The following is a 23,529-nucleotide window of genomic DNA, read 5'->3' on the forward strand; positions in this document are numbered from 1 at the left end:
AGCCTGATGACAGCAACAACAGAATGGCCCGCGAAGCTGACTGCCGGCTGGCTGCGGGGGCAGTATTTGCACGGCGCACTGACCCCGGAGGAGGTTATCCGGGAGATCATCCGCCGCGCTGCGCGGGACAAGGACATGAACATCTGGATTGAACCGCCCGCCGAGGCGCAGATCAGCCCCTTCCTGGAAGCGCTCCGAGAGCTGAATCCGCAGGAGCATCCCTTGTGGGGCATTCCGTTTGCGGTGAAGGATAACATCGATGTGAAGGGGCTGCCCACGACAGCGGCATGTCCTGAATTCGCTTATCAGCCGGAAGCCGACGCAGCGGTTGTGGCGAAATTGGTGGCTGCGGGGGCGATCCCTGTCGGCAAAAGCAATCTGGACCAGTTCGCCACCGGACTCGTCGGTGTGCGCAGCCCTTACGGCGAGACACATAATGCCCTGCGTCCCGAATACATCAGCGGCGGCTCCAGCGCCGGTTCGGCGGTTGCCGTAGCCCGGGGCCAGGCGGTGTTCAGCCTGGGCACCGATACCGCCGGCTCGGGCCGTGTGCCGGCCGCGCTGAACGGGCTGGTCGGCTACAAGCCCAGCCTGGGCGCCTGGCCGGTGCGCGGCGTAGTGCCGGCGTGCGCCAGCCTGGATTGTGTCACCGTATTCGCGCACAATCTGGAGGATGCGCTCACGGTGGACCGCGCAGCACGCGGCTTCGATGCGGCCGATCTGTGGTCGCGTTCCGTGAAGCGGGGCCGAGCCGCTCTGCCGGGGAAGCTGCTGCTGCCGGAAGCGCCGCCGGACTTCTATGGGCCCCATGCGGACGAATACCGCCGGGCCTGGGAACGGGCCGAAGCGGCGGTGCAGAAGCTGGGGCTACCGGTTGAACGGGTGGACTGTACGCTGTTCTCCGAAGCGGCAGCCATCCTGTACGACGGCCCCTGGGTAGCCGAGCGCTGGGCGGATCTGGCCGGATTCGTAGAGAGTCACCGTGAAGCTGTGCTGCCGGTGACGGAGTCGATTCTCTCCTCCGGGGCCGCGGAGCGCCACACCGCTTCGAGCCTGTTCCAGGCCATGCACCGCTTGCAGCAGTATAAGCGGGAAGCGGAGCTGCTGCTGCGGGATGCGGTGCTGGTCCTGCCGACCTGCGGCGGAACCTGGACCCGGGAGCAGGTGGCGGCGAACCCGGTCGGAGCCAACTCCGATATGGGCCGCTACACCAATCACTGCAACCTGCTCGATCTGTCGGCGGTGGCAATTCCCGCCGGAGAAGCGGCGGAGAACCTGCCGTTCGGCATTACGCTGTTCGCTCTGGCGGACAGTGAGCATCTGCTTGCCGGAGCGGGGAAGCTGCTGGCGGAGGGGGATTCGCCGGGGCGGGAGGATGGCGGCGCTGCTGCCGGTGACGAATCACCATCGTCCGGCATGGTTACACTTGCGGTCTGCGGGCTGCATATGCGCGGCTTCCCGCTGGAGAAGCAGATGCTGGAGCATGGCGCCCGCTTCTGGCAGGAGGCGCGGACCGCTGCCTGCTATGAGCTAGTCAAGCTCCCTACCGTACCGGCTAAGCCGGGCCTGCTGAGACAGGCGGCAGGGGGAAGTGCTGTCGAGCTGGAGCTGTGGCAGATGCCGGTGGAAGCGCTGGGCGCGTTCGCCACGCTCATCCCGGCTCCGCTGGGCCTGGGACGGGTAGCGCTTGCCGATGGCCGCGAAGTGACGGGCTTCATCTGCGAAGGCTATGCCGCTACCGGTGCCGAGAACGTTACTGCCTACGGGGGCTGGCGGTATCTGCCTGCTGAATAATATACCGCTTTCGGCGTTTAGCCCTGAGTGCGGCAATATACCAAACGGCAAACGTTTCGGCGGCGATCTTGAGAGCCGGGCAGGTGCAGCGCGACCTGGACAAAACAAAAAAAGGACTCTCCCAAGCTTATAGCTTGTGGAAGAGTCCTTTTTGTATGAACTGGATGGCGCGTGCAGGCTGTGCCTTGACATGCTGTGGTGCGGTGGAAAGAGCTGCGTAATCGGCGCGTTCGATCTCCTCAAGAATCCGGTTCAAGTGGGAGAACACCGCACCGAGATCACGGAAGGCCGCGAGCGGGCACTGATCCTGCAGCTGCGAGAACCAGGCGAGCTGCACATCGCGGGCTCTTCTCAGACTCTCGGGGAGTGAGCGTCCGCTGCATTCGGCATCCGATAGCGTCCGTGTGCCGTACAGGGCGATACAGTCTGCCGTTGCGGTTACAACCTCCAGCATCCAGTCGGCTGCGGCATAATGGGACGGCAGCAGAGCGATCTCTTCGCTTATGGCTTTGACATAGGAGTGCACCTTGATGAGATGGGTGGTCGTCTGTGTCAGCTTGCCAATGTCCTTACGGCACTGGTAATGAGACAGCGTGTAATGCATCTCCTTCTGCAGCTGGTCGCTCTTCTTCAGCAGCTCGCCGGAGCGCTCAAGAGCAGCCTTGGCCTGTGCGGCATCCCGGCCGCTTGCAGCGAATCCGGTTAAGGCATCGGATAAGGTCAGGCTGCCCTTCAGTGCCAGGTCCTTGACCTTGACGAAGCTCTTGGGCGGCACGATAATCATATTGATGATGAGGGCGATAAGCACGCCGATCAGCGTCTCGGCGACTCTCCAGACGATATATTGGTCATGATAGAAGGTAAGTGCGAGCACCGAGGTGACGCCGACCTGGGAGACGGCCTGGATATTGATCCGGCAGGCTGTAGCCACGCCAATGCCGATCAGCAGCATCAGCAGGATCGACAGCGCGCCCACATCGAAGAACTTGCCCACGATCAGGCTGACGATTCCGCCGAGGATGACGCCGGTCATGCGGTAGAAGCCTTTTTCGAGGGAGGCCTTGACGCTGCTCTGGGTAATCAGAATCGCCGCAAGCGGGGCGAAGTACAGGTACTGGTCTCCGTAAATGGTGTGCACCGTCAGCCACGAGAGCGAAGCGGCGAGTGTAATCCGTATCATATATAAGGATAATCCGAACTTTTCAAGGCGCTCCTGTAAGCCCTCGTTCATGTTTGTCATCTTCTTTCATGTAAATAGGAAAAATTTTATGGTTTTCATCCGTTTTCATTATAGCACCTCAAAACAGGCTGGAGGCGGGCAAGATTTTACGAACTTGTTAAGTTTTTGTGCTTGATTTCACAATGTAAGCTATCGCATATATTGCAGGATTCCTTTATGCTATATATATTGAAGTCTGTCGAACTAAGGCAGGAATTGTCGCTTATCCGTGCTGAGCATGCTGCTGCCGGATTGTCTCCCGCAAGAAGCGGGTAAAATAGGTTGTACTACATAAGTAAGGGAGGTTGTTAGCTATAGCTACCCCGGAAGGCACTATTATTTCTTTTGACCAGGTGATTAAGCAATACGACGACGAAGAGGCTGTACTCAAAGGCGTGAGCTTCGAAATTGAACGCGGTAAATTCTACACGCTGCTGGGCCCTTCGGGCTGCGGAAAAACGACCATTCTGCGTCTGATCGCCGGCTTCGCGGAGCCGACTGAAGGTTCGATCTATCTGAACGGCAAAATTATAAACCACATTCCCGCCAATGAGCGGCAGGTCAATACGGTGTTTCAGGACTATGCGCTGTTTCCGCACCTGAACGTATTCGAGAATGTGGCGTTTGGACTGCGCATCAAGAAGCTGAAGAAGGATGTTATTCAGCAAAAGGTGCAGGAAGCGCTGCGCTTCGTCAACCTGGTCGGCTATGATCAGCGGGCCATTAATGAAATGTCCGGCGGGCAGAGACAGCGTGTTGCCATTGCACGCGCCATTGTCAACGAGCCGCAGGTGCTGCTGCTGGACGAGCCGCTCTCGGCGCTTGATCTGAAGCTGCGTACGGAGATGCAGTATATTCTGCGGGAGATGCAGCAGCGGCTGGGCATCACCTTCATCTTCGTCACCCATGACCAGGAAGAGGCGCTGGCGATGTCCGACTGGATCTTCGTCATGAACGGCGGCAAGATTGAGCAGAGCGGAACGCCTAATGATATCTACGATGAGCCGATTAACCGGTTCGTGGCTGACTTCATCGGAGAGTCGAACATTGTGCCGGGTGTGATGATTGAGGACTATGTAGTTGAGTTTAACGGTCACCGGTTCGAATGTGTCGATGCCGGTCTGAAGCCGAATGAAGCGGTGGAGGTGGTAATCCGCCCTGAGGATCTGGAGATTGCGGCCCTTGAAGCGGGCAAGCTGAAGGTGCGTGTAGATTCCCAGCTGTTCCGCGGAGTTCACTACGAGATCAGCTGCTATGACGGCTCCGGCCATGAATGGCTCGTCCATTCCACCCGTAAGGCAGAGGTTGGCTCCGAGATCGGGCTGTATTTTGACCCGGAAGCGATTCATGTTATGCGTTTCGGTGAAACGGAGGAAGAGTTCGACAAGCGTCTGGAGGCCTACGCCGAGGTGGAGAGCCATGATGACTAAGGGCAAGTCGTATTATCTCATTCCGTACTACCTGTGGATCGCGCTGTTTGTCATTGCACCAGTGCTGCTGGTGGTCTACTATTCCCTGTTCGATCTGGAGGGGAAGCTGACGCTGAATAACTACGTCAATTTCTTCACACCGGTCTATATGAGAATGATGCTGAATTCGTTCTGGTACGCTTTTCTGATCACGGTGTTCTCGCTCCTGGTGGCGTATCCGGCCGCTTATCTTCTGACGCGAACGAAGCACAAGCAGCTGTGGCTGCTGCTGATTATTCTGCCGACCTGGATCAACCTGCTGCTGAAGACGTATGCCTTCATCGGGATCTTCGGCACCTTCGGCCCGGTCAATAATTTCTTTGATCTGATGGGTCTGGGTGAGCAGCAGATTCTGTTCACGGGCTTCAGCTTCGTGTTTGTGTCGGTCTATATTTTCATTCCATTCATGATTCTGCCGATCTTCAGTGCCCTGGATGAGATGAATCTGTCGCTGGTCGATGCCGCGCGCGATCTGGGCGCATCGGGATGGACAACGTTCCGGCGGGTGGTTTTTCCGCTGACGATCTCGGGTGTACGCTCCGGCTGTATGGCGGTATTCATTCCGGCGCTGTCGCTGTTCATGATTACGCGTCTGATTGCCGGGAACCGGGTGATTACGCTCGGCACCGCGATTGAGCAGCACTTCCTGGTCACACAGGATTGGGGGATGGGCTCCACCGTTGCGGTGTTCCTGATCGCCATTATGGCGCTGTTCATGATTCTGACCGGCGGCTCGCGGAAGGGGGTGCGCGGATGAAGAACAGACGAAGGGTTAAGAACAAGAACGGCATCGCCAATATTTATCTGGTGCTGGTCTTCCTGGTGCTGTACGCGCCGATCTTCTATCTGATGTATTACTCGTTCAACAGCGGTGGCACGATGCACAAGTTCGAGGGCTTCACGCTGGATTATTACCGTGAGGTAGTTGCTGATACCCGGCTGATGATTATTGTGATTAACACACTGGTCATCGCCCTTCTGTCATCGACCATTGCGACGATCATAGCGGTAATCGGTGCGCTGGCGATCCATCATGTCCGCAGCCGCCGGGCCAAAAACACGCTGCTCTCGCTGAACAATGTGCTGATTGTCAGCCCGGATGTCATCATCGGAGCCTCCTTCCTGATCCTGTTCACGATTGTCGGGATCAAGCTGGGCTTCACCTCCGTGCTGCTCTCGCATGTGGCGTTCAGCATTCCGATTGCGGTCATTATGATCCTGCCGCATTTGCAGGAGATGAGCCCGACCCTGACGGATGCCGCACGTGATCTCGGGGCCACGCGCCGGGATGTGCTTACGAAGGTGATTCTGCCGATCATCAAGCCGGGAATCTTCAGCGGATTCTTCATGGCTCTGACCTATTCCCTGGATGATTTCGCGGTTACCTTCTTCGTCACAGGCAATGGCTATTCCACCCTGTCGGTGGAGATCTATTCCCGTGCCCGTCAGGGGGTCTCGCTGTCGATTAACGCATTGTCGACGCTGATTTTCCTCTTCACGATTCTGCTGGTCATCGGTTATTACTACCTGAACCAGCGTAAGAGCCGCCCGGCGGTACAGATTGCCGAGCCGGTGGCCGAAGCGGGGGTGCCAAGATGAAGCAGCTTGTGAATACGTTCCTGGCGATTCTGATCGTCGCGTTCGGCCTGATGTTCCTGGCGTCCCGGCTGAACTCGGCCCAGGGCTATAGCGGCGGCAATACGCTGACGATCTATAACTGGGGCGACTATATTGATCCTGACCTGCTCAAGCAATTCCAGGAAGAGACCGGTATTACGGTCATCTACCAGACGTTCGATTCCAATGAAGCGATGCTGACCAAGGTCGAGCAGGGCGGTACGGTCTTCGATGTCGTTGTGCCTTCCGACTACGCCATTGCCAAGATGCGGGAGGAGAAGCTGCTCTTGCCGCTGGATCACAGCAAGCTTCCGAATCTGGCCAACATCGGTTCCAAATTCATGAATCTGTCCTTCGATCCCGGTAACAAGTATTCGGTTCCTTATTTCTGGGGGACGGTGGGGATTATCTTCAATCCCGAGATGACGAAGGGGATGGATTTCAGCAGCTGGAATTCGCTGTGGGACAAGCGGCTGAATAATAATATTTTCCTGGTGGACGGTGCCCGTGAGGTGATGGGCATGGCGCTGAACAGCCTGCACTATTCCGTTAATGACAGGAATGAGGAGCATCTACAGGAGGCACTGGCCAAGCTGAACAAGCTGTCGCCGAATGTGAAGGCGATCGTCGGCGACGAGATCAAGATGCTGCTGGCGAACGAAGAGGCGGCTGTCGGGATCGTCTGGTCCGGCGACGCTTCCGAGATTATGGATGAGAACGACAAGCTGGATTATGTGGTGCCGGAGGAAGGCTCGAACATCTGGTTCGACAACATGGTCATTCCGCGCGGAGCCGCCAATATCGAAGGGGCGCATAAGTTCATCAACTTCATGCTCCGCCCGGATGTGGCGGCCCAGAATACGGAATACGTCGGCTATTCCACGCCGAACGTTCCCGGCCTGAAGCTGCTGCCGGAGGACATCTCCGGCGACGAGCGCTTCTACCCGCCCGCCGAGATCACCGGCCGGCTGGAGGTCTACGACAACCTCGGCAAGCGGATGCTTGCCCACTATAATGAGCTGTTCCTGATGTTTAAGATGAATAAGAAGTAGGTATCTTAGGTACAAGGAAAGCGCCCGACTGCGGAATTTCGCAATCAGGCGCTTTTTAATTTATACATTATGAATGATTACTCATGCACAGGTGGCTTTACTCTAGTAATATCAATGTTTGGAGCTCTCGAGGTATATACGTTCCAAATCCCCAGTATTGGCTTGATTATACCTGATCTTATGATTTCGTAGTACGATAACCTTTTGCGCAATGGCTTCCGCCAAACCAAGGATATGAGTGGAGACTACAATCATCTTATTTTCTTTAGCCATTTGGTCAATGAAGCGCTTAAACACGATAATTTGCTCCGGATCCAGTCCATTTGTTGGTTCATCTAGTAAAAGGATTTCCGGATTATGCAATATACTGCTCAATAGACACACTCTTTTGCGGGTTCCTTGGGATAATGCATCCATCCGCTCAGATAAATAAGGCTGCAAATTAAAAAAATCGCACCAATAATTGATTACAGGAGAGCTATTCCGCTCCTTTAAACCGCGCAATTTAGCCGTAAGCTGAAGGGTCTCGGCAACCGTTAAAAAGGGATAATAGTAAGGGTACTCTGTTAAATAGCCGACCTTGTTTCGGTAGCTGGTGTGGTGAAGACCTTTACAGCATTCCCCGTTGTAGAAGATTTCGCCCGAAGTAGGACGCTGCGCTCCGGACAGGATATTTAATAGAGTGGTTTTACCGGCTCCGTTGGGACCCAGCAGTACACTGACCTGCCCTTGATATAGTTTCCAATTAATATGGTCTAGCACAATCCGCTGATTAAAATGCTGGGTAATTCCCCGTAATTCCAGATATGAATCAGTCATAGAGTGCACCTCTTATTATATTGCTATTTTTAAAAATTTTGAGCGAAAAAATAGTTATGCAGCAAAGTGCTATTAGTATTGCAGGCACATAAGATAACGTGAGGTAGAACAGTATTGCAGTGCTAAAGGCAAATATTAGAATACCGGATAACTGTATACGGTAATATCCTTTCTTAAGAAAATCGGAGAAGTAGAGTCCAAGTAGTATGCCGATCAGGCTTAAAGACAGATTGAATAGCATAAGCCTCGTCAATTGGCTGAGCATAAGAGAGGTAGAAGGCCGGAACCATATACTCCACACGAAATAATTCACTGTACTGATAATGAAGGTAACGACAAAGCAAGTGCTCCACTTTATAAAAATAAGTTGCCTTATATCCAGTTGATTAAAGAGGTACAGATTGATGCTGTTCTCTTCCAGGCCGAGCAGGTTGACTGTCCAAGCATCGTGCATGAAAACTATTATTAGCATAATAATGACTAGTAGTGCAGAAGGATAATCTCTGAGAAAAAACAAGGAAATTTGACAGATGGCTACCACAAAAGCAAGAGGAATTGTCCTTTGCAGAGATGAAAGATAGAGGAGTTCCTTCTTCAATGCAGGGTGACTGCTTATGAAGGAATGCTGCTTAGCGGCACCCTTGAAAGTAATATTTCTTAATCGAATAATGAAATACTGTACTCCCAGGAAACTTGCACCTCCCGCAAGAAACCCGGCATTCAGTTCCAGAAAGAGATGGACAACTGAAAATTGTAATCCACCCCAGAGCACCACGCTTAACATCAGAAGATTTGCTCCGGATAAGGGGACTAACACTTTAATAAGCAGGAGCAATACTGGCAAAGAACGTCTTACGCTAGAAGAGAGCAAAAATTTGATTTCATGGATACTGTATACTTCGGCAATCGCCAATAATCCGATAAATAGAGCAGTTAGGAACAGCAGTGAATAAGTCAGGCTTTCATAATTTTCTGACTGTCCTTTAAGCAGTAACTTATTTATTAAATAACCTAGTGCTACGAGACCTGTTCCAATAATGAGGAAGTCGCTTATGCGAATAAATTCAAATTTTTTCTTAATGAGTAGTTTATAGATGGATAGAGAAGTTAGTATATCGATCATCATAAAATGGTTTTTTCCTCACTTTCGAAAAGTCTAATGCTAAATTGAACGAGTACTGCTATGAAGACGGTTGCTGTCACCAATGACAAAAGAATAAAACGAAGGTTTACTTTGTCCTCAAACAGACTTTTTATAATTAAGGATGAATTAATAATCGGTACCAGCGACCATATATAGTTGCTTTGATTCAAATAATTGCTCAAAATACCAGCGAAGATGACTGCAAGATATAAAGGCATTATATACGAGTTAGCTTCTTTCATTGTTTTGGCGATGACTCCCAGAATGACCATCAGTGAACTTATAAGGACGGCTGAAAATACTAGAACTAAAAATAATATGACAATTTTGTTTAGGCTTAAGGTAATCATTTTGGTATCTTCTAGCATTTTAGAGGAAAAAAAGGCTCCACTTAGTAATCCAATGATAGTGAGAATAGCTGAGATGAATCCAAAAAAACTAGTGGATCCGATCTTGCCAAGAGCAATCTGTTTTCTTGTTATATTTGACGAAATGAGTGTAACGAAGGTTTTCTTTTCTTTCTCACCTGCGGTATTCTCAATGCCAATCCCCATACTGCCTGCTATAATTCCGATCCAAACAAAGTAAGGAATAATATCACTAATCATATTTTTCTGGTTGTTAGGGGTAAGATCTTGATAATCTATAGTTATTGTTGAAAGTCTATCCGTTTCGACCCCCAAAGAGGATAGGTACTTTTGTTGCTCTTCTTTTTGAAGTGAAGCAATCCATTGCGAGACTTTCTCACTGCTGTACAGGGACTTTGAATTCTTTTTCTTATACTCATAGTGTATGTGATAATTAGTACTATTCTTCTCCACAGTTAAAATTCCTTCTACCTTATTCTCTATTAAATCTGTCTGAGGGTTAGAACTCTTTACGATGTGAAAAGGAGAGAATCCATAATTGATATCAAATTCATGCACTGCACTTCCCTGAATAACCATCTTTGGAGTGCTCAACTCTGCCTTTTTGGAGTCCTGAATTTGTAGATATGTCATTCCAATGATTAAACCAGGATAAAAAATCAAAGTGCTCAAAATAATGATAAAGAGAGATCGATAATCCTTTAATCCCAACCGGACTTCCTTTTTATACAATAGATAAGCTTTATTTATGGTCATTGTCTACCCTTCCTGAAGTAGCTGTTTAGAAGCTGTCTATCTCTAAAAACAGTTGTTCTATGGATGAATATTTTCCTTTTATCTCGGAGAATTTATTGTTATATACAAGTTTTCCTTTGTTTAGAACAGCAATTTGATCGCACAGCTCTATGTCTGTAATGATATGGGTGGATATAATAATGGATGTTCCCAGACTTTTAAGGGTTGAGATAGTTTCTCTTACAAAATATGCTGCCAGTATGTCTAGGCCATTGGTTGGCTCATCTAAAATTAATATTTTCGGTTCATGGATAAGTCCTTTGGCAATCAGAACTTTTTGTCTGGTACCTGTGGAAAGGACTTTAATCTTCTGATGAAGAAATTCCTCGAATTTAAATTTTTGAGCAAGAAATTCTATTTTCTTATGGATCTCACGCTTATTAATTTCATGAAGCATTCCGAAAAAAAACATACATTCATAAGGTGTCATTTGCTCGTACAGACCGGTTTCTACAGAAATATAACTAATTTTGCTCTTTATGAGATCTGATGTTGTCACGTCCTTACCTTCAAAATATATGCTCCCTTCACTGGGTGACAGTATAGAGGCGATAATTCTTAGCAAGGTAGATTTACCAGCTCCATTGGGACCGATTAAACCCAATACCTCACCATAGTTTATAGTAAGGTTCACATGGTCTAAGGCTAATTTGTGGGATTTTTTGTTTGAGAAGCTTTTGGAAATCTGATCAATAACCAGCATGATGAAGTTCCTTTCTTCCTGCTAACGGACAGTATGAGTATAGGAAAGGGTAACCATTATCTAGAATAATGGTTACCCTTTTACTGATTAGCTAGCTTTTCCAGGAAAGAGAACCACACCGCCAATTACGATAATTGCACCAATGACCCATACCATTAGAATCACCACCAGTATTTGAATTTATGTAATATATTACCTTAAAGATTATAGATTTTATTTATTTGGGTAGAAAGGAAAAATGTCACAAATAACAAATAAGAAAGAAATATCCATATTAAAATACACTTTCCATATAAATAAAGGAAAGTGTATTTGGGTTTTAGAAGCAGAGTTAATTTGGTGGAGCGTTAACTGTTATATGTGGTTTTTTATTCTGACAGTACACGTTGAACAAAACAATTTCAATAGTAAACAAACCACCATTATAAGTGATATCTAATAACCCTTTAGCAGCTTCCACGTTACTTCTAATATTTTGTAGTCCGATCCCGTGAACTGATTTGTCAGACTTTGTGCTACACAGCTCTCCGTTCCGCTTTTTTTTGATCTTATTTACATAGGGGTTTTGGATTCTCATAAACAAACTTTCATTATAGTAATGCATATGTATCAAGATACGACGTGAAGTATTCATTTTTTCTGCACATGCTTCAATGGCATTATCGAGCGCGTTACCCAAAATAATGCTGATTGCAGCCGTGTCCAGTTCCAGAAGAGGGGGGATATTTAAACTCAATTCAAACGGAATATTTAGTCGCATTGCAATCTGGTTTTTGTAATTGATTATGGAATCAATTACAATATTTCCGCTATCCAAAAATCCTGACGGAGTTTCAACTTTGCCAAGCAGTTCATCCAATTCCCTGGTCTGTGATTTTTCAATATCCGGTTGCAGTTTAGCGCGCAGGCCTAAAAGTATATTTTTAAAATCATGCTGAAACTTTATAGCTTCTTCCTGCATCTTTTTGGACATTAGATATTGGTTTATATAAAATGTATTTTGTTGCTCCAGCACCAAGCATTTATTTTGCTCGGATTGGACACACAGGGCGCGATCACTCAGAATAATTATTAAGAAGTTAATAGTAAGCAAACCTATAGACAACAGCGGGAATATCTCTGGATAGGTTTGCAAGATCACACTGGACAATAGATGAGTTATACCGATCATACTGAAAACAGGACAGCAAAACAAAAGTAACCAATACCACTTAGGCAAAATTCCCTTTCCATAGGACTGTGCTACTCTTACGAAAATTAATACCAATAAAAACATCAGTGCTTTGGAAAGAAATAGATTAACAATATACCCGAAAGTGGTATAAGCCATCGGCATAGCGGCATCCGTGAGGAAGATAAGGATTACAATGAAAAACGAGGCGCTACCCTTCCATTTCCAGTTTCCCCTGTATAGAGTTGTCAGCAATATAATTAAGCAGACATTTAGGATGAAAAGAATCGGGCTTGGCCATGGACTGAAATGTACGGCAATACTGCAAAAAAGGTACAGACCATAAAATAATAGCAATGTCGATTTTCTCTCAATACGGCAGGAGAGGCAATGGCTGAAGAAATAATGAATAATACCTGATAGAAGCGGAAGAGTCAACGAGAAAAACAATTCTTCAAGAAATGGATTATCCAATGAAATCCCCTCTGAAATTCAGATACCCTTTTTTGACGGCTGAACTTCTCTTCTCACTGATTGGCAGTTCCTGATCATTAATCAGAACTATTTTCCTATTGCTGAATTGCTTAATAGAGCTGAAATTTACTATGTACGATTGATGTATTCTAATGAAGCCGCTGGTGGGTAACTTTTTCTCCTCTTCGTTCAATACACCATAATACTTAATGGTATCTTCTTTAGTAGTGTAGATACAAACTCTCCTTATGCTGCTTTCCAAATAGAGAATATCACGAAAGGGTATTAAAAGTTCTTGGCCTTTTTGATACACGGGAAGAAAACGGTTTTTACCTTGTTCTTGTTTGCGCATTACTTTTTGAATGCCAGAGAGCAGCTTCTGCCTGAAGAATTCAGGGTTGATTGGTTTCTGGATGAATCCTGAGGGTTGAACATCAAAAAGCTGTAGATGGTATTCCTCATGACTGGAAATATAGATAAGCTGCACAAGATCATTTTCATCGTTTGCACGCAGTTTTTGTCCTGCTGTAATTCCATTCATTCCACTCATCTCAATATCCATAAGAACAATATCATAAAGGCAGCAGCCCTCAATGGCTGTGGAGAAGCTTTCTCCGGAGTAATAAGTTGAAACTTGTATTTCTTTCTCCAGCGTGTTTTGAATGTCCCCTATTAATCTCTCCATAAATTCCGTTAACTGAAAGTCATCATCACATATCGCTATACGCATCATGAAACACAGCTTCTTTCTTCATTTGTAATTATATTCTATGGAAATAATAAAACTACTTCCATAATATTATACATTTTTAGAATAAATCAAGCTGGATCCACCATTTTTCTCTTGAATATTACATTAACCTGCTTAAAAATGACAATCCGAAAAAAAGAGAATATAAGCATGTTAGTATGATTCTTGGGTGGCGATTTGACTTCGCGTCATATGTAGCAAAAGGGGATGTGCTTTTTGGTTAAGGTGATTTTCCAGGCAAAAGGATTAACGAAGAGATACGGAACAGCGTTTGCATTACAGGATATATCAATGACAATCTCTGCGGGCGATATTTATGGTTTCATCGGAGAAAATGGAGCAGGAAAGACTACCTTAATGAAAATCATTGCTGGTTTGATACGTCAGACAGCCGGAGAAATAGCGCTCTTTGGAAAAAGCGGAAAAAGTGAGCTGAATATTGCCAGACGTCAGTTGGGTTTTCTCATAGAATCTCCTGCATTTTATCCTAATATGACTGCCAGGGAGAATCTGCTGTTCTATTGTCGGGTACTCGGTATTAAGGATAAAGACAGTAGGGTTAAAGATGTATTGAAGGCGGTTTCCTTATCGGATGAAGACAGTAAAATTACATCAAATTATTCACTTGGTATGCGTCAGCGTCTCGGAATTGCCATTGCGCTTCTCAACGAACCAGAATTTTTGGTCTTGGATGAACCAATCAATGGACTTGATCCTTCAGGGATTGTGGAAATCAGAGAGATCCTGGAGAAGTTAGCCTTAGAGAAAAAGGTAACTATTCTAATTTCAAGTCATATATTAAGTGAACTTCAACTACTGGCAACTAAGTTCGGATTCATTCATCAGGGAAGATTAATTAAGGAAATTACTGCAGATGAATTATCTAAATCGGCTAAAACCCAAATTTGCCTGAAAACTCCGAACAGTCCTCAAATCATTGAAATCCTAAAAAAGGATCTTCAAATCGAGAATGTAGCAGTGAAGGAATCTGGAGAAATTGAATTTCCCAGAGCGGGTGTTGATATAGAAAAACTGATGTCGGTTTTGCTGGAAAAAGGCGCTAAGATTGAAGGATTCTATTTATCCACCCCCAATCTTGAAAGCTATTATATGGATTTAATAGGGGGGAACTCATGAAACAGTTTCTTGAGGGTGAAGCATATTATTTACGAAAAGATTCATTGTTCAAGGGCCTTTGCGTGTTATTTTTACTTGGAAGTATTGCACTTCTTCTTTTAATAGCAACCCGGGTTGGAATTGAGGCAGACAGGCCTTTAAAGACGCTTGTTACTGCAGTCTCCTTCTCTCCCTTCTTTTATTTTATCATTCCTATACAGGCGTGCTTTTTTTTCACGGAGGGTTTTGAACATGGCTCCATAAAGAATATTATTGCCTCTGGACACAGCAGATCTCTATATATCATTGGAAAGTATATCTCTGAGATCACAGTGATAGTATGGCTGATTATTCAATTCTTTGTTTGTTACTATGTTTTATTTATAGCATTGGCTCTTCTTGGTGGGACTCCAATTGGAGATACTAATGCAAGAGAAGATTGGATATCTGTAATGCGGGCGATTGGCTTTAATATTTTGTATCTGGCAGTGTATTCAGCAGTTGTTATGGTAATAAGTGTGCTAGTGAAAAAGACAGCCTCGTCATTAATAGTAACCTTTTTTTTCATTTTCGGAGATTTCATGTTTACCGGTTATTTTCAGAAAGCTTCATCTGGAATTTTGCGGTTTCTATCTAATAATACGTTGACAAGCCAGGTCCTGAAGTTTTCTGGTGCGAATTCCTTTCAAATAGAGGCAGCTATTTCAAATGGTTACGTTCATGCTATGGTGTTGCCAATCATTATAATACCCATATGTTTAATAGCCGCACTAGTGATCTTTGGGAAAAGAGATATTCATATTTAGTTTGACTGCTTAATTAGTATCAGACCTTCATCAGTGAAGTTAACCATGTCAGGGAGCTGTAGAATTCATGCGACAAAACGAGATCATCAAGAATGTCAAAGATTTATTTGCTCCTTATAAGAAAAATATAATTATTATAAGCATAGTTATGATTATTACTTCTGCCGGTAGTCTTCTAAACCCATGGTTGACCAAACAGTTGATTGACCTCGGTATTATGAACTCGGATTTATCAAAAACAGCCTCCTACGTTCTGTTGTTATTCTTAGTTTTTGCTATGCAACAATTATTGGGCTTGATTCAATATCATTATTATAAAGATCTTAGTGTTAGAATTCCCTATGATCTGAACTATCAGGCTTGCAAACATGTTCTGTCAGTGCGAATTAAGTATTTTAGAGACAGGAATTTCTCGGAGGTAATGTCTGAGCTTTTCCAGGATATTGCGAACATCTCTTCTTTGACGGACACGCATTTTTTAACTTCCTTTGTCAATTTGTTTAAAATTATAGCAGGTATGACCGCATTGTTCCTCATTGATTGGAGACTAACACTCATAATGCTGGCAACGATACCCGTCAAGGTACTATTCAGTAGTGTTCTATTCAGAAAACAAGAGTCGGTGTATAGGATCATTATGCAGATTCAGTCAAGGTTTTCTGCTTGGCTCGGGGATGGAATTAGTGGGATTGTGGAGATAAAGATGTGGGGAATTATAAACTCGAGACTTATCAAATTAAGAGGGATATTAGAGGATAGTAAGCATGCAAAATCACGATTAATGTTTTATGGGTACATAGACAATGCGGTCGGTTCCTTTTTATCAACGGGCTTCACCTGTATTTTATTTTTATATGGCTCATGGTTGATCCAAAGAGAAGAACTAACATTTGGAAGTCTGGTTTCTTTCATTTCGTACTCTTCGCTGGTGTTTGAACCTATTAGCATTATTTCGTACCTTATTACCCAAATTTCTAGTATTAAGCCAGCTTTTGAAAGATTTTTGAAATTTCTTAATACAGATAAAGAAGAAGATACTTTTAACGCAACTGAATTCTCCGATTCAATGGACATTGAGGAAATTGTATTTGATAATGTTTCCTTGGCGTATGGCCAGGACAAGATATTGGATCAGATTAACTTTACACTTAAAAGAGGAGAGAGAGTAGCAATTATTGGGTTTAACGGAAGTGGTAAGACATCTATCATCAATCTGCTTCTTCGTTTTTATGAGCCGACTGAAGGTTTGATTCGTTTAAACGGCAATGATATTAAATCCTATACAATAGAATCTTATCGCGCTTTATGGAGTTTAATGGCCCAGGATACTTACCTTTTTAATGATACGATTATGAACAATATTGATATTTCCGGGACACTTTCCAGTGTTGAAATTGATGCTGGCTGCGTGAGGGCAGGTGCATATTCTTTTATTCAAGATTTGCCTGAGAAGCTAAATACCCGGGTTGGTTATAATGGGACTAAACTATCAGGGGGGCAAAAACAAAAGGTTTCTTTAGCTCGAACATTAACGCGAAAACAATCGAAAATACTAGTTCTAGATGAGGCTACATCCAGTTATGATTATTATTCTGAACAAATTTTTAATGAGGAAGTTCTTACCTCTAATCATTACATGCTTACTATTATAATTACCCATAGACCTGAAGTGCTTAAGAAGCTAGATAAAATTATATATCTGGAAAGAGGACAGGTTATTGGAGTAGGAACCTTTGAAGAACTGTACGCATCTAGCAATGGCTTCAAAAAAATGATAACGAGCTCGCAAAGGGAGGAACATCAAAGTGCCATTTATACCGTTTCTAACTAGACCGGATTATTATTATGTCTACGACATGAATAGAAACAGTATTTATAAAATATCGCAACACCAATATGAAGCTCTGTGCCAAATCAAATCTGGAAGCATTGAGGATATGACAGTACTAGAGGATTTTCAAAAAAAAGGTTGTTTACTGGAGTCCCCTGTAACGAAGGTGGAGCATCCAGCAACTAGACTGCTTAAGTACAGGCTGGAACGCTGTGTAAATTCAATCACCTTTCAAATGTCACAGAATTGCAATCTTCGCTGTTCGTATTGTCCATATTCGGACAAAGGGATTTATGATAACAGAACACATATAGCTAAAAATATGAGTTGGGATACCGTGCAAAAAGGTTTGGAGTTTTTATTCCAGAGTTCTGCTGAAGCAAGTGAATTAAGCATTTCATTTTACGGGGGAGAGCCCTTAATAGGAAAAGAATTGATTATCCGCGCTATGGATTATGCGGTGAAGCGGATGAGCGGAAAAAACATATCCTTTGGCATGACTACTAATGGAACGCTACTGGATGAGGATTTTATACAGAAGGTACAACAATATAATATCGCCATTATGGTCAGTTTGGACGGGCCTAAAGAAGTTCATGATACCAACCGAAGTTATGCGAATGGAAGAGGTTCTTTCGAAAATCTATATCAAAACGTGAAGCGAATTAAAGATAAGTATCCGGGAATATATCATAACATGACGTTTAATACTGTAATTTCCCCGGGCAGCAACTATCAAGAAATTTTTAGCTTTTTCAGAAATAATCAAGAGATATGCGATCTCTCCAAAGTTAGCTTTAATACACTTTCACAGAATTACACCGATCAGACCTTTACTTATGGAGAAGATTTTTTTGAGGAAAGAAATTATGAAATTCTCAAAACTTATCTTACCCTACTGGGAAGGTTGGAAGATGAACCATTGATTTACCATAAGGATGATCTGGAAACGATCTACAGCTATAAGGAATTCTTCTCTCCGATAAAAGCAACCCCCGAGGTTGCTCATCCTAGTGGAACTTGCGTACCGGGTTTAAAGAAGCTCTTTGTTGATGTTCATGGGAACTTTTATCCTTGTGAACGGATAGATGAAAATTCTTCCTTTATGCAAATAGGGAATATTGAGAGTGGTTTTAATATAGATAAAGTCCGAGAGATTATTAACATTGGAGCCGTGACTGAGGAGTATTGCCGAAATTGCTGGGCGTTTCATTGCTGTTCCCTATGTCCAGCCTCAGTAGATAATGGTAAAGACAATTTTTACTCCAAAAGCTATAAGCTTAGCAAATGCGAAAAGGTAAGGGCGGGGGCTCTAGAAAAACTAAAGAACTATGCGATGCTAAAAGAATTTAAATATCAGTTTGATAAGGAGGCTCTGATGGTGTGAAAAAGAGATTGGCTATTTTCCCCTTTGTTGAAGATATAATGCCATTATTGGACCATAAGGATAAAATACAGGACTATGAACTTAGACATGTAATTCTTCCAATGGGTTGGGAAACATCAGATAATGTGGACAATCCACATCAGCAGTGTTTTTGCAACGAGGAGCTATTTTACTCTGAAAATTTGATCCATTCTATAGACGTGTTACTGCTGTGCCGTCCCTTGGTCCAGGTAGATAAATCTCTTTATAGCCGCATAATTACTATTGCGGAACAAAATGATAAGACAATTATATATGTTCCTGAGTTAATGGCGCTTTTAAGCAATCACTCTATGGATTCGTGGATAAGCCTCGGACCAGAAAGAACTGTTAAATTGAACAATAAGACCATATTAAATGTGGATGTCCCTGTAATCATGATTTTAGGAATGGGAGAGAATTGTGGGAAATTGAATACGCAACTAGATCTATGTGATTTTTTTCACCAAAAAGGCTATAGAGCAAGTCTTATTTCAAGCAATCCACTTACTCAGTTACTGGGATACCATACGCTTCCTTCCACGCTAGACAGTCCGGAGTTAACTTTTTCAGAGCAAGTTGGAACTGTTAACGCATATGTTAAATGCATTGAATCAATTGAACATCCAGATGTAATGATTCTGGCTGTGCCTGGAGGAATATTTAAATATAGCGAGTCTATTCCTAATGGATATGGCTATCTTCCATATCTGATTAGTAACGCAGTTAAACCGGATATAACAATCCTGAGTTTATATTGTGGAAATTATGAAGAGACACATCTTAATGAGATTCAAAACACATGCTTGTACCGCTATGGTGCAAAAGCAAACTACTTTCATATCTCTCAAAAAGTCTGCGAATATAGTTTTGAGACAGGGCTTTTAAATTATTTTTCCGTTGACCTCTCGTATTTAACAGAAGAAATTATAAAACCTCAAGAGCACTACAACTTCTTCAATACCTTAGATAACAATAGCCGAGACAGAATTTTCGAGAAGATTATGTTTGAGCTTCAAACTAACGTCGCGTCAATTTAGGAGGGGGGCTAATACTCCATGAGTACAGATGAGATATACAGAGCGGTTAGAAATACTGTTTCTCTGTATATTAACAAGGATTTTAATGATGAGACAAATCTGCTGGGTATAACTTCAGTCCGTAATATCATTTATATTTTGATTGACCTTGAAAATAATTTAAATCTAAAAATCAATGATTCTACGATCAAGGAGATTAAGGAGTTAACCATTCATAACTTAATAAAATTGTTGCCAGTCTATTTGAAATGATTCTCCATTATTAGTTGTTGGCTACTGTTTCAAAAGATGTATTCAAAGCAAAGTGCTACTAAATCATGAAAGAAGGAATTTTAATGCCAGTGCTTAATAAAAATAGTGAACAACAGCTTACACCTACTGTTTCCAGTCTTAATGTTTGTCTCTGCTGGTGCTTAATATTTACTGCAAAAAGAGCTAGCGACCAGTTGTCTAACCTTAACTAATCAAATAAAACGGACAAGTACTTATATGTTCATTTTCGTGTAATAACATAGCTCATATCGGAAATCATCGCACTTCTGTTTTGAATACGTCTTTTATGACAGTAGCCAAGATAATGGAAAAAAGTCCCGCAAGAGGAGAGCAGTAAGCTCACTCGTTGCGGGACTTTTAATTTATGGGGCAGAATGAGGAGCGATTTATTACTTAATTCCGATCCGCATCCGGTAGCTAATCGGCACCTGCAAGGTCCGGCCCTGGAAGAATGCCTGTACCTCTGCCGAGAATTCGGCAATATCCTGCACAAGTGAGGCCGGGCTAAGCTTCAGGAGGGACTGGATGCCGCCCTGGCTGAGGGCCAAGCCGATATAGCGCTGTGCATCGCATGATTCTGTGTTGTGAAAAACAATCTCTCGCGCATACGTAAACCGTCCGCTGGCTTTGATCCGGCCCAGATGACCTTCCTTGTCCCATTTGCTGGCCTGATCGGTGTCCGGCTGAAGCTCTGTAAGCAAGTCATCTGAAGCTGCAATCAGCCGGTTATACCGGGCTTCAATAGCGGGCTGCAGCACCAGAGGCCAGTCACAATCATAGGCGGCGAATACTCCGCCGGGCCGCAGGCAACGCGAGATCTCCTGAAGGGTGCTGTCCGGGTCCATCCAGTGGAACGACTGCGAGCAGGTGATGATGTCCACACTCCCCGTGTCAAAAGGAAGCTGGTTAGAGTAGCCCTGCACAAAACACACGTTATTCGCTCCGCTGCCGAGAAGACGCAGCTTATCCTGAGCCTTGCTGAGCATATCTAGATTAGGCTCTACTCCGGTTACCGCTTCAGCGGCGTCCTTCCACAGGAAGGTGGATAGGCCGGTACCGCAGCCTATATCTGCAACATGGGCAGGACGGCGGCCCAGGTAATTACTCAGCAGTTCAATTACCAGCGGAGGCGCTTCGGGCCGGTAACGGTCATATTCGTCCTGGTATCCCAAGAATCGGTCAATGTTAGCCTTGCTGTTGCCTGAAGGAATCATAGGAATGGCCTCCTCGCGGGATGGATTATTTCCTTGCTTAGCTATCGTAGAAGCGAAGGATCAACAGCAGGTACAAGCCCTTCGGCAGCAGCCCGGTTAAGCAGTGCAGAGATGGCCGCATAGCCGTCCTCGCCAAGGCTCATCGTGAATTCGTTGACGTAGAGATCAATATGCGACTTGGCGACTTCCGGCGAGAGCTCCTGGGCGTGGCTTAGCACGTATTCCTGGCAGTCGAGAGGATGGTCCCAGGCATACTGGAGTGAATTGCGAATCCAGCCGGTAATGGCCTCATGGTCCAGATCGCGGCGGGCAATAATCGCACCAAGCGGGATCGGCAAGCCGGTATCGCTCTCCCACCAGCTCCCGAGGTCAGTAAGCAGGTTGAGATTGTAGGACGGGTAAGTGAAGCGGGCTTCGTGAATGACGAGTCCGGCATCAATCTCTCCCTTCTGTACGGCAGGCATGATCTCATCAAAAGGCATAACGACGATCTCAGCCGGACCGCCCTGCACCTGCTGTGCTACCCAAAGACGGAACAGCAGGTATGCCGTAGAGCGTTCGCTCGGGACGGCAATTCTGCGGCCGGACAGCTCGCGCGGATGCTTGATCGCGCCTGCGCCTTTGCGGGTTAGTACAAGCGGGCCGCAGCCCCGTCCCAGCGCACCGCCGCAAGGGAGCAGCTTGTACCTGTCCAGCACCCAGGGAAGGGCAGCGTAGGAGATTTTGAGCACCTCAGGTCCGGCACCGTCTGCAGCAAGCCCGTTCGTAATATCGATATCGGCAAACATTACATCCAGCTTGGGTGCGCCGGGAATCAGGCCATGCGCCCAGGCATGAAAGACAAAGGTATCGTTCGGACAAGGGGAATAAGCAATATGAAGCTCTTGTGTCATTACAGCACCTCCCGTAAAATAGCCGACGCCGCTGCCAGGGCGTCCAGCGCTTCATTGATCTTCCACGCGGCCCGGTCGCGCGGGCCGACCGGGTTCGAGATCGCGCGCACCTCCAGCGCCGCGATCCCCAGCGCCTGGGCGGCCACGGCGACCCCGTGGCCTTCCATCGCCTCCGCCGCCGCCTGCGGATGGCGGGCGGCCAGAGCCGCGGCCGTCCCGGCGGTGCCGGTCGCGGTCGACACGGTAAGCACGGGGCCCGTGCTTACCGTGAGGCCGGCCGCTGCCAGCGCGGCCGCAAGGGCCTGCACCGCAGCGCCCGGTGCAGGCACGGACACGCTGCCGAAGCCAAGCTCGGCAGCGCTGCGGAAGCCCTCCGGCGTCTCTGCGCCGAGGGCCGCGTCCCGCATCTCGCTGGCGACGACCAGCGAGCCTACGGGTGCGCGTCCCGGGAAGCCGCCGCCGATCCCGGCGCTGACGACGCAGCCGTACGAGCCGGCTGCCAGGGCGGCGGCGGTTCCCGCCGCTGCCGCTGCGGTGCCGGCGCCCGCCGCGATGACGTCGAACCTGCGGCTGCCGGACAGGCCGCGCAGGACCGCTTCGCACTCAGCCGCGACTGCCGTTACGATCAGCACGCGCGGCTTCTTTTCCGCTGCTTCGAGGCGCGCATCGGCCCCGGAATGATAATGATCCTTCGGTTCCATAATCAGCCTCCTTCTATAGAAATAGTTTCGTTCCTCAGTTCATACTCACCTTTTGAAAGTCTACGCCGTTTTGAAGAACAGGTCAAATATGCGGAGCGGGCGATAGAAGGATTTTGTCCACTTGCTTGTTGCGGGAGTTGGAGGAGCTGATTGTTGCGCGGGTTGGGGGAGGATTTGCCGCAGGAGTTAGAGGTGAAGTGTTTGTTGACGAGGTCAGGGCGAGAAAATTGAAATGAAAATTAATTTACCTCCCGCGCTTGACAGACTGCCCTCCATAACGTATATTTATCTTAACTTAAAGATAATTACCTTAAAGATAAACGCAGCCGGACAGGAGGTGCAGGATATGAGCAGCAAGAATAAGACAGCAGGAACAGAAGCAGACACTATGCAGGATCAGGCAGCATCGCTGAAATTGTTCGTCGTTCTGTCGAAGGCGTACAAGAGCCTGATGGATCAGGCGGTGAAGGATATGAAGAGTCACGGGCTGGCATCGGCGGAGTTCATGGTGCTTGAGGTGCTGTATCATAGAAATCGGATTCCACTTCAGCAGATTGGCGAGAAGATTCTGGTCACCAGCGGCAGCATCACATACAATATCGACAAGCTGGAGAAGCGGGGACTGCTGAAGCGCGTACCTTGCGAGGATGACCGCCGTGTTACGTATGCCGAGATTACGGAGGCGGGACGGGAGCTGTTTGATGATATTTTCCCGCAGCATGTCGATTCTATTCACAGCCTGATGGGCGGACTGGACAGCGAAGAGAAGGCTCAGGCTACGCTGCTGCTGAAGAAGCTGGGCAAGGGCGTATAGAAGGGAGTCCTTAGCAGCCCAGCGGCGGTAAGGTTGTCTGCTTGTTATCAAGCTGAACTA

Annotated in this window: 22 protein-coding genes; 12 read left to right on the forward strand and 10 right to left on the reverse strand. The window is 46.3% G+C overall.

The annotated features are described in order from the left end of the window. Nucleotides 1–6 precede the first annotated feature (6 nt). Nucleotides 7–1,794 carry an allophanate hydrolase gene (gene atzF / locus NSS64_RS30490; RefSeq protein ID WP_341142564.1) on the forward strand — a complete coding sequence of 596 codons (1,788 nt, stop codon included), beginning with the start codon at nt 7–9 and terminating at the stop codon, nt 1,792–1,794. A gap of 127 nt (nt 1,795–1,921) precedes the next feature. Here the strand turns inward: atzF and NSS64_RS30495 are convergent, their stop codons facing one another. Continuing rightward, entirely contained in the window at nt 1,922–3,025 is a 1,104-nt protein-coding gene (locus tag NSS64_RS30495) for an FUSC family protein (protein ID WP_341142565.1), read from the reverse strand. Nucleotides 3,026–3,318: 293 nt separating this feature from the next. Here NSS64_RS30495 and NSS64_RS30500 point away from each other — a divergent pair, with 293 nt between their 5' ends. Genes NSS64_RS30500 through NSS64_RS30515 form a run of 4 tightly spaced genes read left to right on the forward strand, consistent with a single transcriptional unit; the run spans nt 3,319 to nt 7,151 of the window. Beyond that, entirely contained in the window at nt 3,319–4,443 is a 1,125-nt protein-coding gene (locus NSS64_RS30500; RefSeq protein ID WP_340946362.1) for an ABC transporter ATP-binding protein, read from the forward strand. After that, a complete protein-coding gene (locus tag NSS64_RS30505) occupies nt 4,433–5,239 on the forward strand; it encodes an ABC transporter permease (RefSeq protein WP_036728143.1) in 807 nt (268 codons plus the stop codon). Before NSS64_RS30500 ends, NSS64_RS30505 begins: the two co-directional genes overlap by 11 nt. After that, a complete protein-coding gene (locus NSS64_RS30510; RefSeq protein WP_339252086.1) occupies nt 5,236–6,081 on the forward strand; it encodes an ABC transporter permease in 846 nt (281 codons plus the stop codon). The genes NSS64_RS30505 and NSS64_RS30510 overlap by 4 nt, the downstream gene beginning before the upstream one ends. Then, nucleotides 6,078–7,151 (forward strand): ABC transporter substrate-binding protein, encoded by a 1,074-nt coding sequence (locus tag NSS64_RS30515; protein ID WP_341142566.1) that lies wholly within the window; start codon nt 6,078–6,080, stop codon nt 7,149–7,151. Before NSS64_RS30510 ends, NSS64_RS30515 begins: the two co-directional genes overlap by 4 nt. A gap of 111 nt (nt 7,152–7,262) precedes the next feature. On the opposite strand, the gene NSS64_RS30520 is transcribed toward NSS64_RS30515, so the two are convergent. The 6 genes from NSS64_RS30520 to NSS64_RS30545 all read right to left on the reverse strand — a co-directional run bounded on the left by NSS64_RS30520 (nt 7,263) and on the right by NSS64_RS30545 (nt 13,358). Continuing rightward, nucleotides 7,263–7,970: an ABC transporter ATP-binding protein gene (locus NSS64_RS30520; RefSeq protein ID WP_341142567.1), complete on the reverse strand. Its 708-nt coding sequence runs from the start codon at nt 7,968–7,970 to the stop codon at nt 7,263–7,265. Then, entirely contained in the window at nt 7,963–9,096 is a 1,134-nt protein-coding gene (locus NSS64_RS30525) for a hypothetical protein (protein WP_341142568.1), read from the reverse strand. The genes NSS64_RS30520 and NSS64_RS30525 overlap by 8 nt, the downstream gene beginning before the upstream one ends. Next, nucleotides 9,093–10,238 (reverse strand): ABC transporter permease, encoded by a 1,146-nt coding sequence (locus NSS64_RS30530; protein ID WP_341142569.1) that lies wholly within the window; start codon nt 10,236–10,238, stop codon nt 9,093–9,095. Before NSS64_RS30530 ends, NSS64_RS30525 begins: the two co-directional genes overlap by 4 nt. A 25-nt stretch (nt 10,239–10,263) precedes the next feature. Next, nucleotides 10,264–10,980 carry an ABC transporter ATP-binding protein gene (locus NSS64_RS30535; RefSeq protein ID WP_341142570.1) on the reverse strand — a complete coding sequence of 239 codons (717 nt, stop codon included), beginning with the start codon at nt 10,978–10,980 and terminating at the stop codon, nt 10,264–10,266. 331 nt (nt 10,981–11,311) lie between these two features. Then, a complete protein-coding gene (locus NSS64_RS30540) occupies nt 11,312–12,625 on the reverse strand; it encodes a sensor histidine kinase (protein WP_341142571.1) in 1,314 nt (437 codons plus the stop codon). Then, a complete protein-coding gene (locus NSS64_RS30545; RefSeq protein ID WP_341142572.1) occupies nt 12,618–13,358 on the reverse strand; it encodes a LytR/AlgR family response regulator transcription factor in 741 nt (246 codons plus the stop codon). Before NSS64_RS30545 ends, NSS64_RS30540 begins: the two co-directional genes overlap by 8 nt. A 243-nt stretch (nt 13,359–13,601) precedes the next feature. On the opposite strand from NSS64_RS30545, the gene NSS64_RS30550 reads away from it, so the two are divergent. From NSS64_RS30550 to NSS64_RS30575, 6 genes are all read left to right on the forward strand, one after another. Further along, the gene (locus NSS64_RS30550) at nt 13,602–14,513 is read left to right on the forward strand and encodes an ABC transporter ATP-binding protein (protein ID WP_341142920.1); all 912 of its coding nucleotides are present in this window, start codon (nt 13,602–13,604) and stop codon (nt 14,511–14,513) included. Continuing rightward, nucleotides 14,510–15,298, forward strand: coding sequence for an ABC transporter permease (locus NSS64_RS30555; RefSeq protein ID WP_341142573.1), 789 nt, complete (start codon nt 14,510–14,512; stop codon nt 15,296–15,298). Before NSS64_RS30550 ends, NSS64_RS30555 begins: the two co-directional genes overlap by 4 nt. Nucleotides 15,299–15,365: 67 nt before the next feature. Continuing rightward, nucleotides 15,366–17,129: an ABC transporter ATP-binding protein gene (locus tag NSS64_RS30560; RefSeq protein ID WP_341142574.1), complete on the forward strand. Its 1,764-nt coding sequence runs from the start codon at nt 15,366–15,368 to the stop codon at nt 17,127–17,129. Next, the gene (locus NSS64_RS30565; protein WP_341142575.1) at nt 17,104–18,516 is read left to right on the forward strand and encodes a radical SAM/SPASM domain-containing protein; all 1,413 of its coding nucleotides are present in this window, start codon (nt 17,104–17,106) and stop codon (nt 18,514–18,516) included. The genes NSS64_RS30560 and NSS64_RS30565 overlap by 26 nt, the downstream gene beginning before the upstream one ends. Next, nucleotides 18,513–19,574 (forward strand): TIGR04066 family peptide maturation system protein, encoded by a 1,062-nt coding sequence (locus NSS64_RS30570; protein ID WP_341142576.1) that lies wholly within the window; start codon nt 18,513–18,515, stop codon nt 19,572–19,574. The genes NSS64_RS30565 and NSS64_RS30570 overlap by 4 nt, the downstream gene beginning before the upstream one ends. Before the next feature lie 18 nt (nt 19,575–19,592). Then, nucleotides 19,593–19,826: a hypothetical protein gene (locus NSS64_RS30575; protein WP_341142577.1), complete on the forward strand. Its 234-nt coding sequence runs from the start codon at nt 19,593–19,595 to the stop codon at nt 19,824–19,826. Nucleotides 19,827–20,236: 410 nt separating this feature from the next. Here the strand turns inward: NSS64_RS30575 and NSS64_RS30580 are convergent, their stop codons facing one another. Genes NSS64_RS30580 through NSS64_RS30590 form a run of 3 tightly spaced genes read right to left on the reverse strand, consistent with a single transcriptional unit; the run spans nt 20,237 to nt 22,655 of the window. Further along, the gene (locus NSS64_RS30580; RefSeq protein WP_341142578.1) at nt 20,237–21,061 is read right to left on the reverse strand and encodes a class I SAM-dependent methyltransferase; all 825 of its coding nucleotides are present in this window, start codon (nt 21,059–21,061) and stop codon (nt 20,237–20,239) included. 41 nt (nt 21,062–21,102) lie between these two features. After that, nucleotides 21,103–21,954, reverse strand: a complete 852-nt coding sequence (locus tag NSS64_RS30585; RefSeq protein ID WP_341142579.1) for a 1,4-dihydroxy-6-naphthoate synthase — start codon at nt 21,952–21,954, stop codon at nt 21,103–21,105. Further along, entirely contained in the window at nt 21,954–22,655 is a 702-nt protein-coding gene (locus NSS64_RS30590; protein WP_341142580.1) for a futalosine hydrolase, read from the reverse strand. Before NSS64_RS30590 ends, NSS64_RS30585 begins: the two co-directional genes overlap by 1 nt. 346 nt (nt 22,656–23,001) lie before the next feature. Here NSS64_RS30590 and NSS64_RS30595 point away from each other — a divergent pair, with 346 nt between their 5' ends. After that, a complete protein-coding gene (locus NSS64_RS30595) occupies nt 23,002–23,469 on the forward strand; it encodes a MarR family winged helix-turn-helix transcriptional regulator (RefSeq protein ID WP_339252072.1) in 468 nt (155 codons plus the stop codon). The last annotated feature ends 60 nt before the right edge of the window (nt 23,470–23,529 follow it).

This window comes from Paenibacillus sp. FSL H8-0122, from assembly GCF_038005345.1.
GTDB lineage: Bacteria > Bacillota > Bacilli > Paenibacillales > Paenibacillaceae > Paenibacillus_AQ.